The organism is Flavobacterium channae (genome assembly GCF_021172165.1).
GTDB classification, from domain to species: Bacteria; Bacteroidota; Bacteroidia; order Flavobacteriales; family Flavobacteriaceae; genus Flavobacterium; species Flavobacterium channae.
On record NZ_CP089096.1, the window covers coordinates 1,220,436 to 1,236,873 of the forward strand.

The window sequence follows — 16,438 nt, forward strand, 5'->3', positions numbered from 1 at the left end:
TTGTTATAAAGATTTATAAGTGATTTGAAGTGTATTAAAAAACAATCAAATTAATATCGCGATATTCTAAATTAAACCAATCAGCAATAGCTTTGTTGGTCAATAATCCGTGATAACAATAAATTCCGTTTTTTAATCCTCTATTGCAACGAATCGCTGATTCAATTCCGCCATCTTCTGCAATGTGTAATAAGAAAGGAGAAATGATGTTACTAATTGATAAAGATGCCGTTTTTGAATAACGAGAAGGAATATTTGGCACGCAATAATGAATTACACCATTTTTTATAAAAGTTGGTTTTTCATGTGTGGTAACTTCTGAAGTTTCAAAACATCCTCCAGTATCAATACTTACATCGACAATTATAGCGCCTTTTTTCATATGTTCTACCATTGTTTCCGTAACCACAACTGGCGCTCTATTTTTTCCTTTCATTGCTCCAATAGCAACGTCACAACGTCTAAGTGCTTTTAAAAGTGATTTTTCTTGAATGGTTGAAGTAAATATTCTTTGGTTTAAAGTGTTTTGTAAACGACGTAATTTGGTAATTGAATTATCAAAAACTTTTACATGTGCACCTAAACCTAAGGCAGTTCTAGCGGCATATTCAGCAACAGTTCCAGCTCCTATGATAACAACTTTTGTTGGTGGAACTCCAGTGATGTTTCCGAAAAGTAATCCTTTTCCAATGTTTTCGCCAATCATTAATTCGGAAGCAATTAAAATAGATGCAGTTCCGGCAATTTCGGATAACGATTTTACAGCCGGATATGAACCATCTTCGTCTTTAATAAATTCGAAAGCTAAAGCCGTTATTCGTTTACAAGCTAAAGCTTCAAAATATTCTTTTTTTTGTGTTTTTAATTGAATAGCAGAAATGACAATGGTTTGCGGATTCATCATTTCTATTTCTGAAAGAGTAGGTGGTTCTACTTTTAAAATCATTGGGCAACCCCAAACTTTTTTAGGATCTTGCGTTATTTCTGCACCAGCATCACTATATTCTTTATCTGTATAACTAGAACTTTCACCTGCTCCGGCTTCTAACATTACTCTATGTCCGTGTGAAACTAATGAAGAAACTGCATCTGGAGTTAAACAAATACGACGTTCTTGATAAGATGTTTCTTTTGGTATTCCAATAAATAATTCACTTTTATGTCGTGCCACTTCTAATTTCTCTTCTTGCGGTAATAACTGTGACTTTGAAAAAGGGCTATAAATGGACATGTCGTGTTGTTTTTAGAGGTACCAATTTAGGAATATTTTTTAATATAGGAAATACAGTTTCGATAAAACAAAATAGTTTCAGCTTTAATTTTTTAAAACCAATTCTCGTTTACCATCAGCCATGACTTTGATTGAAATGCTAGCATGATCAATTGGAATTAAATTTGGTGTTTTTTCAGGCCATTCTATAAAACACCAATTATCAGAATAAAAATATTCGTCTAATCCCATATCGTATCCTTCTTCTTCAGAATTTAAACGATATAAGTCAAAATGATACACAATTTCGCCTTCATAAGTACGATATTCGTTTACTAATGAAAATGTTGGGCTACTTGAATTATCTTTTACACCTAATTCTTTGACTAATTCTTTAATTAAGGTCGTTTTTCCGGCTCCCATTTGAGCATGAAAGGTGATGATTTTTTTTAAAGAAGGTGTGGCTAATATTTGTTTAGCAATGTTATTTATTTCTTCTAAACTGTAGTTTATTGTCATATAATATCAATAATTAACTGCAACTTTTATCTTGGTTCTAACACTAAAAACGGAATCACCATTTCTTCTAATGAAATTCCACCGTGTTGGTAAGTGTTTCTGTAATAACTTACATAGTGATTGAAGTTGTTAACATAAGCCAAAAATAAATCGTTTTTTGCGAAAATAAAAGAGCTGCTCATATTTAAAGCTGGAAGTCCAATTTTTTTAGGATCTTTAACTGCATAAACATCTTTATCTTCATATGTTAAACTTCTTCCGGTTTTGTATCTAAGGTTTAAACTCGTGTTTTTATCTCCAATAACTTTAGAAGGATTTTTACAGTTTATAGTTCCATGATCAGTTGTTAAAATTAATCTGAAACCAAGTGCTTGCGCTTGCTGAATCATTTCTAATAAAGGTGAATTTTTAAACCAACTCAAAGTTAACGAACGATACGCTTTATCATTTGATGCTAATTCTTTTACAACATCCATTTCAGTTTTAGCATGAGAAAGCATGTCAACAAAATTGTAAACAATTGTTGTTAAGTCGTTACTTTTTAAAGCTTTGAAATTGTCTGCTAATTTTTTTCCGTCTTTAAAATTGGTAATCTTATAATATTCTTGTTTGATATTTAATCCCAAACGTTTTAATTGCTCAGTAAGAAATTCGCCTTCGTATAAGTTTTTTCCACCATCATCAACATCGTTTTTCCAATATTGAGGAAACTTTTTCTCCATATCTAAAGGCAATAACCCAGAGAAAATAGCATTTCTGGCATATTGCGTAGCTGTTGGAAGAATAGAGTAGTAGCTTACTTCTTTTTCTAATTTGTAGTGATTGTTTACTATACTTTCAAAAGCTTTCCACTGATCATATCGTAAATTATCAATCACAATAAACAAGATAGGTTTATCTTTTTTACGAATTTCAGGCGCTACATATTGTCCAAAAACTTGATGCGATAAAACTGGAGCGTCATCTGGATCTTGAATCCAGTCTTCGTAATTACGCTCAATGAATTTACCAAATTGTACATTGGCTTCCGTTTTTTGACTTTCTAGAATTTCAACCATACTTTGGTCTTCAATATTTTCCAATTCCAATTCCCAAAAAAGAAGTTTTTTATACAATTCAACCCAATCTTCGTAAGTGCGAACCATTGCCATATCCATAACAATTTTTCGGAATTCTTTTTGGTAGTCTAAAGTTGTTTTTTCTGAAATCAACCTTGAATGGTCTAAGTTTTTCTTTAAACTCAGTAAAATTTGATTTGGATTTACTGGTTTTATCAAATAATCGGCAATTTTAGAACCAATAGCTTCTTCCATTATATATTCTTCTTCACTTTTGGTAATCATAATTACTGGAACTGAAGATTTTTTTTCTTTTAATTCAGATAAAGTTTCTAAACCACTCAAACCAGGCATATTTTCATCTAAGAAAACAATGTCAAAATTTTGCTCATCAAACAAATCAATAGCATCTTGACCATTATTACAAGTTGTTACATGATAGTTTTTCTTTTCTAAGAATAATATATGTGGTTTTAATAAATCGATTTCATCGTCAACCCAAAGTATTTTTATCTGGCTCATTTCTTATTAATTTGTTTGCAAGTTACTATTTATTAAACGACCATTGTATTAAATTTAGTATAAAATTTGACATTAGTTTTAAACAATTCTTTTTATAAAAAATCGCTACATTTGTTACTCAAAATAAAGACCTGTGAGCCATACCAATAAACTCAAAATATTCAATGATCCTATTTATGGTTTTATTACCATTCCAAATTCATTAATCTACGATTTAATTCAACATCCTTACTTTCAGCGTTTGCGTAGAATTTCCCAAATGGGAATGTCGTATTTAGTCTATCCAGGAGCACATCACACACGATTTCATCATGCATTAGGTTGTATGCATATCATGCAAAAAGCTGTTCAAACTTTACAGTTTAAAGGTGTTTCTATTTCTGAAGAAGAAGAAAATGCACTATATATAGCTATACTTTTACACGATATAGGACATGGTCCTTATAGTCATGCAATGGAACATAGTATTGTAGAAGAAGTGCATCATGAAGAATTATCGCTTCAGTTTATGGAGCAATTAAATAAAGAGTTTAATGGAAAATTAGCACTTGCTATTCAGGTTTTTAAAGGAGAATATCATCGAAAATTCATGTTGCAATTGATTTCAAGTCAGTTGGATATGGATCGAATGGATTATTTAAAACGCGATAGTTTTTACAGCGGTGTTGCCGAAGGAAATATTAATAGTGAGCGTTTGATTCAGATGATGAATGTGCAAGACGATTATTTAGTAATTGAAGAAAAAGGGATTTATTCTGTTGAAAAGTTCTTAGTAGCAAGACGTTTAATGTATTGGCAAGCATATTTGCACAAGACAAGTGTTGTAGCAGAACTGATATTAACTAAAATTTTAAAGCGAGCTAAAGAATTAACGCAAAAAGGAGTTTTATTGCCTTGTAGCGAACCACTTCAGTTTTTCTTACAAAATAAAATTTCATTACAAGATTTTGATAAATCAACCTTGGATAAGTTTTCTTATTTAGATGATTATGATGTTTTAGGAGCAATCAAATCATGGCAATTTCATTCCGATTTTGTTTTGCAATCATTGTGTAAAATGATTCTGAATCGCGATTTATTAAAGATTCAAATGTCAGATGAAAAGCCAAACAAAGAAAATTTAATCGCACTTAAGAATAAGTATATGGCTTATGCAAACATTTCTGACAAAGAAGCCGATTATTTTGTTTTTAAAGGAAAGTTAAAGAATCAAGCCTATAGCAAATCAAGTGAGCCAATTCGAATATTAAAAAAAGATAAAACAATTGAAGATGTAGTTGAAGCTTCAGATCAATTGCATTTAAAAGCATTGTCAAAACCAGTAACAAAATATTTTATATGTTTTCCAAAAGTGGTGATGGAAGCATAGCATTTTAATTAAATTTTATATTTTTGCCAAGATGAAGTGGAGTCAATACATTGTATTGAATGAAAATGATTATTTTTATATCCCAAATCTATCAATTTTTGATAGTAATAAAATTTTAGAATGAAGTTTACAGCAGCACAAATAGCGGGTATTTTAGAAGGTGAAGTAGTTGGAAATCCAGATGCAGAAGTTTTTAAATTATCTAAAATAGAGGAAGGAACTGAAGGGTCGTTGACTTTTTTAGCAAATCCTAAATATACAAATCATATATATTCTACAAAGGCTACAGTTGCTATTGTTAATGCAACTTTTGAACCAGAGCAAAAAATAACAACTACTTTAATTAAGGTAGAAGATGCTTATAAGTCTTTTTCAAAACTTCTTGAATATTACAACCAAGTAAAATTAATGAAGTCAGGGATTGAACAACCATCTGTAATTTCTGAAGGTGTTGTTTATGGTGAAGACTTATATTTAGGAAGCTTTTGTTATATTGGTAAGAATGTAACTATTGGGAAAAATGTAAAAATTTATCCAAATAGTTTTATTGGAGATAATGTAACTATTGGTGACAATTGTGTTTTGTTTGCTGGAGTTCGTATTTATTCAGAAACCGAAATAGGAAATAATTGCACCATTCATTCCGGAACTATATTAGGTTCCGATGGTTTTGGATTTGCTCCTCAAGAAGATGGAACGTATTCTAAAGTGCCTCAAATTGGAAATGTTATTATTGAAGACAATGTAGAAATTGGTGCTTGTACAACAATTGATAGAGCAACTTTAGGATCTACAATTATTAGAAAAGGAGTGAAGTTGGATAATCATATTCAAGTAGCTCATAATGTTGAGATTGGAGAAAATACGGTTATTGCAGCTCAAACAGGAATTGCAGGAACAACTAAAATTGGTAAAAATTGTATGATTGGTGGTCAAGTTGGATTTGCGGGTCATCTAATAATTGGAGATGGTGTTAAAATTCAGGCACAATCAGGAATTGGAAAAAATTTAGGAGATGGTGAAGTGGTTCAAGGTAGTCCAGCATTTAATTATGGCGACTTTGCAAAATCATTTGTTCACTTCAGAAATTTACCAAAAATAGTTTCAGAGATTGAAGAATTAAAAAGAAATAAATAATTTAAATACAAATTTTATCATGGCGAAGCAAACAACAATTGCTGCAGAAATATCATTAAAAGGTGTAGGATTACATACTGGTCAAGAAGTTTCTATGACTTTTAAACCAGCTCCAGTAAACAACGGATTTACATTTGTTCGTGTAGATTTAGAAGGACAACCTATTATTGAAGCTGATGCAAACTATGTTGTAAATACGCAACGAGGAACTAATTTAGAAAAATTAGGAGTAATGATTCAAACTCCAGAGCACGTATTAGCTGCTTTAGTGGGTTGTGACATTGATAATGTTATTATTGAATTGAATGCTTCTGAATTGCCAATTATGGATGGTTCTTCAAAATACTTTGTTGAAGCAATTGAAAAAGTTGGTGTAGTAGAACAAGATGCTGAAAGAAAAGTATATGTAGTTAAAGAAGTAATTTCATTTTTAGATGAAGCTACAGGTAGCGAAATTACAGTAATCCCTTCTGAAGAATATTGTGTAACTGCTATGGTTGATTTTGGTACTAAAGTTTTAGGTACTCAAAATGCAACCATGAAAAGCATTAAAGAATTTAAAAAAGAAATTGCTGATTGTAGAACATTTAGTTTCTTACATGAATTAGAATCTCTTTTAAATAATGGATTAATAAAAGGAGGTGATTTAAATAATGCTATTGTTTATGTAGATAAAGAAATTTCTAATGAAACAATGGAAAATTTAAAGAAAGCTTTCAATAAGGATAAGATTTCAGTTAAGTCAAATGGAATTTTAGATAATTTAACTTTGCATTTTCCAAATGAAGCTGCAAGACATAAATTATTAGATATTGTTGGTGATTTATCTTTGATAGGAACTCGTATTCAAGGAAAAGTTATTGCTAACAAACCAGGTCATTATGTGAACACACAGTTTGCAAAAAAGATTGCTAAAATTATTAAATTAGAAGAACGTAATAACGTTCCTTGTTATGACATTAATAAAGAACCGGTATTGGACATTCATGGTATTATGAATTTATTACCACACAGACCACCATTTTTATTGGTTGATAAAATTTTAGAATTGTCAGATACTCATGTTGTCGGTTTAAAAAATGTTACTATGAATGAAGATTTCTTCGTAGGGCATTTTCCAGGTGCACCAGTAATGCCGGGAGTTTTACAAATTGAAGCTATGGCTCAAACAGGTGGTATTTTAATATTAAGTACAGTTCCAGATCCAGAAAATTACTTAACGTATTTCATGAAAATTGACAATGTTAAGTTTAAAAATAAAGTTTTACCAGGTGATACCTTGTTCTTTAAGTGTGATTTAATTTCACCTATTAGAAGAGGAATTTGTCACATGCAAGCTTACGCTTATGCAAATGGTAAATTAGTTTCAGAAGCCGAATTAATGGCGCAAATTGTTAAAGTAAAATAAAGATATATGAATCAACCATTAGCTTATGTGCACCCTGGTGCTAAAATAGCAAGAAACGTAGTAATTGATCCTTTTACTACTATTCACAACAATGTTGAAATAGGAGAGGGAACTTGGATTGGTTCAAATGTAACTATTATGGAAGGTGCTCGTATTGGAAAAAATTGTAACATTTTTCCTGGAGCAGTAATTTCGGCAGTTCCTCAAGATTTAAAATTTGGAGGAGAAGAATCATTAGCTGTAATAGGAGACAATACAACAATTAGAGAATGCGTTACAATTAATAGAGGAACAATTGCTTCTGGTCAAACAAGAATTGGTAAAAATTGTTTGATTATGGCAACAGCTCATATTGCTCACGATTGTCATATTGGTGATAATGCAATTATTGTAAACGGAGTTGCTTTAGCTGGTCACGTTACAGTAGGTAATTTTGCAATTATTGGAGGTTTAGCTGCGGTTCATCAATTTATTTCAATTGGAGACCATGCTATGATTTCTGGAGGTTCATTAGTAAGAAAAGATGTTCCACCGTTCACAAAAGCGGCAAAAGAACCTTTGTCATATGTAGGAATTAACTCTGTTGGTTTAAGAAGAAGAGGATTTACAACTGAAAAGATTAGAGAGATTCAAGATATTTATAGAATTTTATATCAAAAAAACTACAATACAACTCAAGCTCTTAGTATTATTGAAGCCGAAATGGAGGCAACAAATGAAAGAGACGAAATCTTAGATTTCATTCGTAATTCTTCACGTGGAATTATGAAAGGATATTCAAGTTCAATATAATTTTAAAGTTAATAACAAACATCAAATAAAAACAAAATGGCAAGTACATCAGATATTAGAAACGGATTATGTATCAAATACAATAACGATATCTATAAAATTATTGAATTTCTTCACGTAAAACCAGGTAAAGGACCAGCTTTCGTAAGAACAAAATTAAAATCGTTAACTAACGGAAAAGTATTAGATAACACGTTTTCTGCTGGACATAAAATTGATGAAGTACGTGTTGAAACACATACATTCCAATATTTATATGCTGAAGGTGATCAATTTCACTTTATGAACAACGAATCATTCGAACAAATTACTTTAGATAAAAAAGTATTAGATGCTCCAGATTTATTAAAAGAAGGAACTAATGTAATGATTCAAATTAACGCTGAAACAGAAGCGCCTTTATCAGTAGATATGCCAGCTTCTATCGTTTTAGAAGTAACTTATGCAGAGCCAGGAGTTAAAGGAAATACAGCTACAAATGCAACTAAACCTGCAACTGTAGAAACTGGAGCAACTGTAAACGTTCCGTTGTTTATCAATGAAGGTGATAAAATCAAAATTGATACAGCAACTGGTAACTACATGGAAAGAGTAAAAGAATAATTTTTAGTAAAAAGTGAAGAGTAATTAGTAAATAGCCAAAAACTAATTACTCTTTTATATTTTACTAATTACTATTCACTAATCACTTTTAAATGAAATTTCCAAAAGTTTATCCTCTAAAAGAAATAGCCAAAATTATCGATTGTAATTTTGTTGGCGATGAAAATTTTTCTGTTCACGGTATGAATGAAATTCATGTTGTAGAACCAGGAGATATTGTATTTGTAGATCATCCAAAATATTATGATAAGGCATTACAATCTGCTGCTACAATCGTTTTAATTAACAAAGAAGTAGATTGCCCAGAAGGAAAAGCTTTATTAGTTTCTGATGATCCTTTTAGAGATTTCAATAAACTTACCAAACATTTTAGACCTTTTCAAGCTTCAAATGCTTCAATTTCTGATTCAGCTATCATTGGAGAAGGAACAGTAATTCAACCAAATTGTTTTATTGGGCACAATGTTCAAATTGGAAAAAATTGTCTTATTCATCCAAATGTAACTATTTACGATAATACGGTTATTGGAGATAATGTTATGATTCATGCTGGAACTATTCTAGGAGCAGATGCATTTTATTATAAAAAACGTCCAGAAGGTTTTGATCAATTGTTATCTGGTGGTAGAGTAGTAATAGAAGATAATGTAGGAATTGGAGCTTTATGTACTATTGATAAAGGAGTTACGGGAGATACAACTATTGGAGCTGGAACTAAAATTGATAATCAAGTTCATGTAGGACACGATACCGTTATAGGAAAAAAATGTTTAATTGCTTCGCAAACAGGAATTGCTGGTTGTGTTGTAATTGAAGACGAAGTTACGCTTTGGGGACAAGTTGGTACTACAAGTGGTATTACTATTGGTTCAAAAGCGGTTGTAATGGGACAAACGGGTGTTACAAAATCAATTGATGGTGGTAAAACCTATTTTGGAACGCCAATTGAGGAATCGAGAGAGAAATTAAAGCAATTAGCTAATGTGAAACGCATTCCAGAAATCATTGAAAAACTAAAGCAAAATGACAAATAGAGAGAAAATTGAATTCTTGTATAAAGAAGATGGAATTAGAGATAAACAGTTTTTAAATGATCTAGTTCATGATGATTTTAAATTAGAATGGGATAGTTCTTCTGGTAATTCTATTTTAGACAAGAATTTTATTTTGAACTTAAGTGAAGTCATTAATTTGAATTTTGAAATTTCTTATTTTGAAATATCACACTTAATTGAAGAAGCTAATCAAATAGTAGTAAAATACAATCATAAATTGGCTACAATTGAAAATCCAAAAGAAATTATGTTAGTTGCAAAAGTTGTTGCAATTTGGACATTTCAAGATGGTAAAATTGTAGATGGATATCTAATTAGCAAACCTAACTAAAAAAATACTATAAAAAAGATGCGATTATTTGGTAAAAAACTTACTTTTGCATCACAAATTTAAACACAATTTAATTCATATATCATGAGCGTTTTAGTAAATAAAAATTCAAAAATAATTGTACAAGGGTTTACAGGAAGTGAAGGAACTTTCCATGCTTCTCAAATGATCGAGTACGGAACAAATGTTGTAGGTGGTGTAACTCCAGGAAAAGGTGGTTCAACACATTTAGACAAACCTGTTTTTAATACAGTTAAAGATGCTGTAGAAAAAGCTGGTGCTGATACATCAATTATTTTCGTTCCGCCAGCATTTGCTGCTGATGCAATTATGGAAGCTGCTGAAGCTGGAATTAAAGTAATCATTTGTATTACTGAAGGAATTCCTGTAGCAGATATGATTAAAGCTTATGATTATATTAAAGGTAAAGATTGTAGATTAGTTGGTCCTAACTGTCCTGGTGTTATTACTCCAGAAGAAGCTAAAGTTGGTATTATGCCAGGTTTCGTTTTCAAAAAAGGAAAAGTGGGTATTGTTTCTAAATCTGGTACTTTAACTTACGAAGCTGCTGACCAAGTTGTAAAACAAGGTTTAGGTATTACTACAGCAATTGGTATCGGTGGAGACCCAATTATTGGAACTACTACTAAAGAAGCAGTTGAATTATTAATGAACGATCCAGAAACGGAATGTATCATTATGATTGGTGAAATTGGTGGACAATTAGAAGCTGATGCTGCTCGTTGGATTAAAGCTGATGGTAACCGTAAACCTGTAATTGGTTTTATCGCTGGAGAAACTGCTCCTAAAGGTAGAACTATGGGACATGCTGGTGCAATTGTAGGTGGAGCTGATGATACAGCTGAAGCTAAAAAACGTATCATGAGAGAAAACGGAATTCACGTTGTTGATTCTCCAGCTGAAATAGGTAAAAAAGTAAAAGAAGTTTTAGGATAATACTTTAACGAATAGATACAAAAAATCCCGCTAAAAGCGGGATTTTTTATTTATATAATTTCTGCACTTAAACCTGCATCTAACAAAGCAGAACATTGTGGTCTTAATTGATCAATTGGACCAGTTTTAACCGTGCATTTTCCTTTATAATGAACTAATAAAGCACATTGTTCGGCTTGTAATTCATCATGTTGGCAAACACGAATTAATGTGTCAATAACATGGTCAAAAGTGTTTACATCGTCGTTGTGTAAAACAATTTCGTTATTTACGCCTACAGCTTCTTCTACTAAAACCTCTTCCTGTATTTTTTCTATCGTACTCATTTCCTTTTAGTTTGAAAGTTATTCAACAAAAATAAAATTAATAATTATAACTTCAAAATACTAGTTTTTAAATTTTAAAGCTACCCAATTATTACGATCGAATTGTTTTACATAAGTTAATCCTTTAGAAGTACAGCTTTCTGAAATAACCGGAATATCTTCTGTATAAAAACCACTTAAAAATAAAGTTCCATTTTCGTTTAAACAATCTACATATTGTTGCATATCATTTAATAAAATGTTTCGGTTTATATTAGCAATAATAACGTCGTATTTTTTACCAACTAATAAAGAAGCTTCTCCTTCATAAACAGAAATATGTTTACAATTGTTTCGTTCTGCATTTTCAATTGAATTTAAATAACACCAATTGTCAATATCAATTGCGTCAATTGGTTGAGCACCTTTCATTTCAGCTAAAATGGCTAAAATAGCAGTTCCACAACCCATATCTAATGTTTTCTTGCCAACCAAATCAGTTTCTAATAAATGCTGAATCATCATGTGAGTAGTTTCATGATGTCCGGTACCAAAACTCATTTTTGGCTCAATAACAATGTCAAATTCAGCATTTGTTTTTTCATGAAAAGGAGCTCTTACATGACATTTTCCATCAACATCAATTGGTTCAAAGTTTTTTTCCCATTCTTCGTTCCAATTCACTTGTTCTATTTCTTCAAATGTATAGGAGATTTCAAACTCAGGATTTGATAATATTTGAATATCTTCTAAAATATCCTCATTCCATAAATCTTTTTGAACGAAAGCAGATATACCCGTTTCTGTTTCGATAAAACTTTCAAAAGCTTTTTCACCAAGCTCTGCTATTAAGATTTCACTTCCTAATTCTAAAGGTGTAATTGTAAAATGATATCCTAAATATATATTTGACATAACATTATTTTTTTGCAAAGGTAATGTTTAGTTAACATACTTAACATTGAAATAATGTTAAGTTTGCAAAAAATATACAACAACATAACAAATGAAAAAATTAGTAGTAGTTTTACTTCTTATAACTACAGCATTTTCTAGTGCTCAAGAGGTAAAACCAGTTTTAAAAGACAACGATTTAAAGTTGGCTGCACTTCCATATTATAGTTATGGAAAAGGTTTAGGAATTACTTCTCCAGATAGTTTATTTCAACTAAATATCCGCTTTAGAATGCAAAATAGGGTAACTTATATTCAGAACGATGGTGCTGATGCGGCTTATTCTGGTGAAATTAGACGTTTGCGTTTGCGTTTTGACGGTTATGTGGGAAATCCTCATTTCTTGTACGTAATTCAGTTATCGTTTGCTCCTGGTGATGTTGGTGAAATTGAAGAAGGTGAAAATATCAATATTATTCGTGATGCTGCTGTTTTTTACCGTCCAAATAAACATTGGAGTTTCTTATTTGGTCAAACAAAATTACCTGGAAATCGTCAGCGTGTAAACTCTTCTGGTGCACTTCAATTAACAGACAGAAGTATCAACAATGCTCGTTTTACTATTGATCGTGATTTTGGTTTTCAAGCGTATTATTTAAATGAAAATAAAGATAAGTTTTCATATAATGTAAAAACGGCTGTTACAACTGGAGAAGGAAGAAACTGGACAAAATCTGCAGATGATGGAGTTGCTTTAACAGGGAAGTTAGAATTAATGCCATTTGGTTCATTTAAAAAAGACGGAACTAATTTTGAAGGAGACGTTGCTCGCGAAGAAAAACCTAAGTTATTATTATCTGGAGCATTCAGCCAAAATAATTTATCAAAAAGAACGCAAGGTCAATTAGGAAAAGATTTATTTGAATCTAAAACTACAAAATCGGTTTTTGTTGATGCAATGGTAAAATACAATGGTTGGGCTTTCATGTCGGCTTATATGTCACGTTCAACAAAAGATCCTATTGCTTTCAATCCTGAAGATATCACAGAGTTTAATTATGTGCCAACAGGAAGCGGAATGGATTATCAGTTGAGTTATGTTTTTCCAACGAATTATGAAATTATTGGTCGTTTTTCAACACAAAAAATGCATGAAGATATTCAAACGTTAACTCCAGATTCAAAACAATATTCTATTGGTTTAACAAAGTATTTATGGGAACACGCATTCAAATTGCAAGGTGAAGTTACCATGACTGATTTGGATTATTTTGATGGTTCAAGTAAACAAAATTGGTACGTTCGTTTACAATTAGAAATTGGTATCTAATACATAATTTAATACAATTTAAATCCAGTTCTAGTAACTGGATTTTTTTTATCTTCTAATTGCTTACCTTTGCATAATATTTATTACTTCATGATACAAATAGGCGAATACAATACATTACGAATTTTAAGAGCTACTAAAGTAGGATTATTTTTAGGAAACGATACCGAAGATATTTTATTACCAAATAAATATGTTCCTAAAGATTTTCATATTGGAGATGATATTACTGTTTTCGTTTATCTAGATCACGAAGAACGTCAGGTTGCAACCACGTTAAAACCTTATATTAAGTTGAATGAATTTGCTCATTTAAAAGTAAACTACATCAATAAGTTTGGTGCATTTTTAGATTGGGGTTTAGAGAAAGATTTATTTGTTCCGTTTAAAGAGCAAGCGCGTCCTATGGAAGAAGGAAAACGTTATTTGGTTTACATGCATTTGGATGAAAAAACAAATCGATTAGTTGCTTCTAGTAGAACCAATAAATATTTATCAAACGAAAATATTGACCTTGAAAAAAATGAAGAAGTTGATATTTTAATTTCTCATATTACAGATGCTGGAATTAATTGTATCATCAATCAAAAACACAAGGGTTTAGCTTATAAAAATGAAGTATACGACGATGTAAAACCTGGAATGAAAACCAAAGGTTATATCAAGAACATTCGTCCTGATGGTAAAATTGATATTTTACTTCGTAAAGTAGGAGTAGAGGCAATTGAACCATCTTCACAAATAATTTTAGACGAATTAAAATCAAATAGAGGCTTTTTACGCTTAACCGATAATTCGCATCCAGAAGATATTAAAACGGTTCTAAAAATGAGTAAAAAGAACTTTAAAAAAGCCGTTGGAAATTTATATAAGCAAAAATTAATTGAGATTAAAGAGGACGGAATTTATTTAGTCTAACAATTTTATAATGCCAGTAATAGCGCAGTCAAAATACAATGAACTTGTTTCGGGTTTTTACAAGAATCCTCACATTGCTACGATATATGCTGGAAAGTTCAAGCATTTTTCGGTTCCAGATTATCAAAGAGAAAAAGTAGAACTTTCAGATGGCGATTTTTTGGCTGTTGATTATAAAATTACCAATCCTAATAAAGCCATCATTATATGTCATGGTTTAGAAGGAAATTCACAAAGAACTTATATTAATAGTTGTTCGGATTATTTTCTAAAAAACAATTATTCAGTTTTTGCTTGGAATAACAGAACGTGTAGTGGTGAAATGAATCGTTTGCCTCAATTGTATCATCATGCCTCAATTGAAGATTTAGATGCAGTTGTGCAATTTGCATTGAGTAAAGGAATTACCGAGTTGTATTTGATTGGTTTTTCTATGGGTGGCGCTCAAATTTTAAACTATTTAGGAAGAGAACCAAAGTTAAATGATGCCATAAAAGCTGCAGTTTCAGTTTCCGTTCCAATTGAAATTCAAGTAAGTGCTGATGCTTTGCATAAAGGATTTAATCAGGTTTACATGAAAAATTTTCTTATCGGATTAAATAAAAAACTAAAATTAAAAGCCAAACAGTTTCCAGAACTTATCGATTTGAATCGACTAAAGAAAGTGAAAAATTTTAAAGATTTAGACGATAATTTCACAGCACCATTACACGGTTTTAAAGATCGTTTTGATTATTATTACAAAGTTTCTCCAGCAAGATGTTTGGAAGCTATATCGAAGCCAGTTTTAATTTTAAATGCCTTAAATGATACTTTTTTAGGTGAAGGATGTTTTCCAGTTGATGCCGCTAGTAAAAGTTCGAATATCTTTTTAGAAACGCCTACTTTTGGTGGACATTGCGCTTTTATAGTTAAGGATACCAATTATTCTTTTGCTGAAATGAGAGCTTTTGATTTTTTTGAATCATTTAAATAGCATGTTATGAATATTAAGCCAACCATTTATTTGATACTAAGTGTTGTAATTTTAATTATGACCTTTTTTGCTATTTTTCAGAGTTTTGAAACAATTCAATTTATTGGATTTGAAACAGAAGCAATTTGGATTCCTATTTGGATTGCAGTTGTTTTATTACCAATTTTAAATGTTTATGAGATTGCTATAAATACTTCAGATTATAATAAGTATTATTGGATTGCCTTAATTTGTAATATCATTACCATTTTATTTATAATCAGACATTTTAAAATACAATTGATTAATTGGTAGCAATGATTTCATTAAGAAGCCATTTCTTAATTAAAACATCGTTATACGTTATGTTTGCAATATAATAGTTTGTACTCATAATTGCTTTCGAACTTTCTACTGTTTCTTTCATAACACCTTTGTTGTCTAGATAATTGGAATGAATGAAATACACTTCACTCTTATCTTTGTAGATATAACCTACGTGAAAATCAAGTCCAATAAAATAGAGTCCGTCTTGTTTCTTTAAGAAGTGATTTTTTAATTCTTGTTTAGAGATGTTTTGCAATTTTTCAATGGTTGTTCCACAAGCAATACTTTTTGCTTCTTCTTCAGGACTTTTTTGAGCCAATTTGAATCGATTTATCTTAAATCCTACATCACGTAAAGTTGTTGAAACAAAATAACCACATGCAATTGTTCCTTGCTTTGGTATTTCCGTATGTCCTTCAAAACTCCATTTGGTGGTATACCAATGATTAAAAATATCTTCAACTAAATATTGAGTTACCTGTTTTCTTGATTTGTTCAGCACTTCTGATGTATTTGTGCCTGAATTGTATGTTATCTTCAATTCATTTCTTCCTTTTTCAATATTGCTTTTACAGATGGTATAACTTGAAATCGCCACAACTAAATATATAAGTATGAATTTCATATGTATTTTTTATAGCAAACGTATTTAACATTTATTTCGTATTTAATTAAAAATCATTTGCTACATTTGTATATACAAATATCAATTTATGAATCGAAAGAATTTCATAACTTTACTAACAGG

The 16,438-nt window shown here is 30.8% G+C and carries 18 protein-coding genes; 12 read left to right on the forward strand and 6 right to left on the reverse strand.

Annotated elements, in window-relative coordinates:
• Positions 1 to 34: 34 nt before the first annotated feature.
• The 3 genes from LOS89_RS05515 to porX all read right to left on the reverse strand — a co-directional run bounded on the left by LOS89_RS05515 (position 35) and on the right by porX (position 3,309).
• Positions 35 to 1,231 carry an alanine dehydrogenase gene (locus LOS89_RS05515; protein ID WP_231836834.1) on the reverse strand — a complete coding sequence of 399 codons (1,197 nt, stop codon included), beginning with the start codon at positions 1,229 to 1,231 and terminating at the stop codon, positions 35 to 37.
• An 84-nt stretch (positions 1,232 to 1,315) separates the two neighbouring features.
• Positions 1,316 to 1,729 (reverse strand): tRNA (adenosine(37)-N6)-threonylcarbamoyltransferase complex ATPase subunit type 1 TsaE, encoded by a 414-nt coding sequence (tsaE, locus tag LOS89_RS05520; protein ID WP_231836835.1) that lies wholly within the window; start codon positions 1,727 to 1,729, stop codon positions 1,316 to 1,318.
• A 26-nt stretch (positions 1,730 to 1,755) separates the two neighbouring features.
• A complete protein-coding gene (gene porX / locus LOS89_RS05525) occupies positions 1,756 to 3,309 on the reverse strand; it encodes a T9SS response regulator signal transducer PorX (RefSeq protein WP_231836836.1) in 1,554 nt (517 codons plus the stop codon).
• 133 nt (positions 3,310 to 3,442) lie between these two features.
• Between porX and LOS89_RS05530 the strand changes: the two genes are divergently transcribed.
• The 8 genes from LOS89_RS05530 (at position 3,443) to sucD (ending at position 10,961) form a co-directional block, all read left to right on the forward strand.
• Positions 3,443 to 4,678, forward strand: a complete 1,236-nt coding sequence (locus LOS89_RS05530) for an HD domain-containing protein (RefSeq protein ID WP_231836837.1) — start codon at positions 3,443 to 3,445, stop codon at positions 4,676 to 4,678.
• 120 nt (positions 4,679 to 4,798) lie between these two features.
• A complete protein-coding gene (lpxD, locus tag LOS89_RS05535; RefSeq protein WP_231836838.1) occupies positions 4,799 to 5,815 on the forward strand; it encodes a UDP-3-O-(3-hydroxymyristoyl)glucosamine N-acyltransferase in 1,017 nt (338 codons plus the stop codon).
• A gap of 19 nt (positions 5,816 to 5,834) precedes the next feature.
• Positions 5,835 to 7,223 (forward strand): bifunctional UDP-3-O-[3-hydroxymyristoyl] N-acetylglucosamine deacetylase/3-hydroxyacyl-ACP dehydratase, encoded by a 1,389-nt coding sequence (locus LOS89_RS05540; RefSeq protein WP_231836839.1) that lies wholly within the window; start codon positions 5,835 to 5,837, stop codon positions 7,221 to 7,223.
• A 6-nt stretch (positions 7,224 to 7,229) separates the two neighbouring features.
• A complete protein-coding gene (gene lpxA, locus LOS89_RS05545) occupies positions 7,230 to 8,015 on the forward strand; it encodes an acyl-ACP--UDP-N-acetylglucosamine O-acyltransferase (RefSeq protein ID WP_231836840.1) in 786 nt (261 codons plus the stop codon).
• A gap of 36 nt (positions 8,016 to 8,051) precedes the next feature.
• Positions 8,052 to 8,618, forward strand: coding sequence for an elongation factor P (gene efp, locus LOS89_RS05550; RefSeq protein WP_026725820.1), 567 nt, complete (start codon positions 8,052 to 8,054; stop codon positions 8,616 to 8,618).
• Positions 8,619 to 8,710: 92 nt separating this feature from the next.
• Entirely contained in the window at positions 8,711 to 9,652 is a 942-nt protein-coding gene (locus LOS89_RS05555; protein ID WP_231836841.1) for a UDP-3-O-(3-hydroxymyristoyl)glucosamine N-acyltransferase, read from the forward strand.
• Positions 9,642 to 10,004, forward strand: a complete 363-nt coding sequence (locus LOS89_RS05560; protein ID WP_231836842.1) for a nuclear transport factor 2 family protein — start codon at positions 9,642 to 9,644, stop codon at positions 10,002 to 10,004. The genes LOS89_RS05555 and LOS89_RS05560 overlap by 11 nt, the downstream gene beginning before the upstream one ends.
• An 84-nt stretch (positions 10,005 to 10,088) precedes the next feature.
• Positions 10,089 to 10,961: a succinate--CoA ligase subunit alpha gene (gene sucD / locus LOS89_RS05565; RefSeq protein WP_231836843.1), complete on the forward strand. Its 873-nt coding sequence runs from the start codon at positions 10,089 to 10,091 to the stop codon at positions 10,959 to 10,961.
• A 50-nt stretch (positions 10,962 to 11,011) separates the two neighbouring features.
• Here sucD and LOS89_RS05570 read toward each other — a convergent pair whose 3' ends face one another.
• Together LOS89_RS05570 and prmA are read right to left on the reverse strand one after the other, a co-directional pair.
• Positions 11,012 to 11,287 (reverse strand): ATP-dependent Clp protease adaptor ClpS, encoded by a 276-nt coding sequence (locus LOS89_RS05570; RefSeq protein WP_231836844.1) that lies wholly within the window; start codon positions 11,285 to 11,287, stop codon positions 11,012 to 11,014.
• A gap of 60 nt (positions 11,288 to 11,347) precedes the next feature.
• The gene (gene prmA / locus LOS89_RS05575) at positions 11,348 to 12,181 is read right to left on the reverse strand and encodes a 50S ribosomal protein L11 methyltransferase (protein WP_231836845.1); all 834 of its coding nucleotides are present in this window, start codon (positions 12,179 to 12,181) and stop codon (positions 11,348 to 11,350) included.
• A 91-nt stretch (positions 12,182 to 12,272) separates the two neighbouring features.
• Between prmA and LOS89_RS05580 the strand changes: the two genes are divergently transcribed.
• The 4 genes from LOS89_RS05580 to LOS89_RS05595 all read left to right on the forward strand — a co-directional run bounded on the left by LOS89_RS05580 (position 12,273) and on the right by LOS89_RS05595 (position 15,678).
• The gene (locus tag LOS89_RS05580) at positions 12,273 to 13,490 is read left to right on the forward strand and encodes a porin (RefSeq protein ID WP_231836846.1); all 1,218 of its coding nucleotides are present in this window, start codon (positions 12,273 to 12,275) and stop codon (positions 13,488 to 13,490) included.
• Between the two features lie 90 nt (positions 13,491 to 13,580).
• Positions 13,581 to 14,408, forward strand: coding sequence for a CvfB family protein (locus LOS89_RS05585; RefSeq protein ID WP_231836847.1), 828 nt, complete (start codon positions 13,581 to 13,583; stop codon positions 14,406 to 14,408).
• 10 nt (positions 14,409 to 14,418) lie between these two features.
• Positions 14,419 to 15,384 carry a YheT family hydrolase gene (locus LOS89_RS05590; RefSeq protein WP_231836848.1) on the forward strand — a complete coding sequence of 322 codons (966 nt, stop codon included), beginning with the start codon at positions 14,419 to 14,421 and terminating at the stop codon, positions 15,382 to 15,384.
• Positions 15,385 to 15,390: 6 nt separating this feature from the next.
• A complete protein-coding gene (locus LOS89_RS05595) occupies positions 15,391 to 15,678 on the forward strand; it encodes a hypothetical protein (protein ID WP_231836849.1) in 288 nt (95 codons plus the stop codon).
• On the opposite strand, the gene LOS89_RS05600 is transcribed toward LOS89_RS05595, so the two are convergent.
• Positions 15,668 to 16,315, reverse strand: a complete 648-nt coding sequence (locus LOS89_RS05600) for a hypothetical protein (RefSeq protein ID WP_231836850.1) — start codon at positions 16,313 to 16,315, stop codon at positions 15,668 to 15,670. The genes LOS89_RS05595 and LOS89_RS05600 overlap by 11 nt on opposite strands.
• Between the last annotated feature and the right edge of the window lie 123 nt (positions 16,316 to 16,438).

Excerpts from the sequence above, each read along its gene's own strand:
- LOS89_RS05600 (WP_231836850.1), bottom strand. The coding sequence starts at position 16,315 with ATGAAATTCATACTTATATATTTAGTTGTGGCGATTTCAAGTTATACC.
- sucD (WP_231836843.1), top strand. The coding sequence starts at position 10,089 with ATGAGCGTTTTAGTAAATAAAAATTCAAAAATAATTGTACAAGGGTTT.
- efp (WP_026725820.1), top strand. The coding sequence starts at position 8,052 with ATGGCAAGTACATCAGATATTAGAAACGGATTATGTATCAAATACAAT.
- LOS89_RS05560 (WP_231836842.1), top strand. The coding sequence starts at position 9,642 with ATGACAAATAGAGAGAAAATTGAATTCTTGTATAAAGAAGATGGAATT.
- LOS89_RS05570 (WP_231836844.1), bottom strand. The coding sequence starts at position 11,287 with ATGAGTACGATAGAAAAAATACAGGAAGAGGTTTTAGTAGAAGAAGCT.
- LOS89_RS05515 (WP_231836834.1), bottom strand. The coding sequence starts at position 1,231 with ATGTCCATTTATAGCCCTTTTTCAAAGTCACAGTTATTACCGCAAGAA.
- porX (WP_231836836.1), bottom strand. The coding sequence starts at position 3,309 with ATGAGCCAGATAAAAATACTTTGGGTTGACGATGAAATCGATTTATTA.
- LOS89_RS05580 (WP_231836846.1), top strand. The coding sequence starts at position 12,273 with ATGAAAAAATTAGTAGTAGTTTTACTTCTTATAACTACAGCATTTTCT.
- LOS89_RS05540 (WP_231836839.1), top strand. The coding sequence starts at position 5,835 with ATGGCGAAGCAAACAACAATTGCTGCAGAAATATCATTAAAAGGTGTA.
- prmA (WP_231836845.1), bottom strand. The coding sequence starts at position 12,181 with ATGTCAAATATATATTTAGGATATCATTTTACAATTACACCTTTAGAA.
- LOS89_RS05585 (WP_231836847.1), top strand. The coding sequence starts at position 13,581 with ATGATACAAATAGGCGAATACAATACATTACGAATTTTAAGAGCTACT.
- tsaE (WP_231836835.1), bottom strand. The coding sequence starts at position 1,729 with ATGACAATAAACTACAGTTTAGAAGAAATAAATAACATTGCTAAACAA.
- LOS89_RS05590 (WP_231836848.1), top strand. The coding sequence starts at position 14,419 with ATGCCAGTAATAGCGCAGTCAAAATACAATGAACTTGTTTCGGGTTTT.
- LOS89_RS05595 (WP_231836849.1), top strand. The coding sequence starts at position 15,391 with ATGAATATTAAGCCAACCATTTATTTGATACTAAGTGTTGTAATTTTA.
- lpxD (WP_231836838.1), top strand. The coding sequence starts at position 4,799 with ATGAAGTTTACAGCAGCACAAATAGCGGGTATTTTAGAAGGTGAAGTA.
- lpxA (WP_231836840.1), top strand. The coding sequence starts at position 7,230 with ATGAATCAACCATTAGCTTATGTGCACCCTGGTGCTAAAATAGCAAGA.
- LOS89_RS05555 (WP_231836841.1), top strand. The coding sequence starts at position 8,711 with ATGAAATTTCCAAAAGTTTATCCTCTAAAAGAAATAGCCAAAATTATC.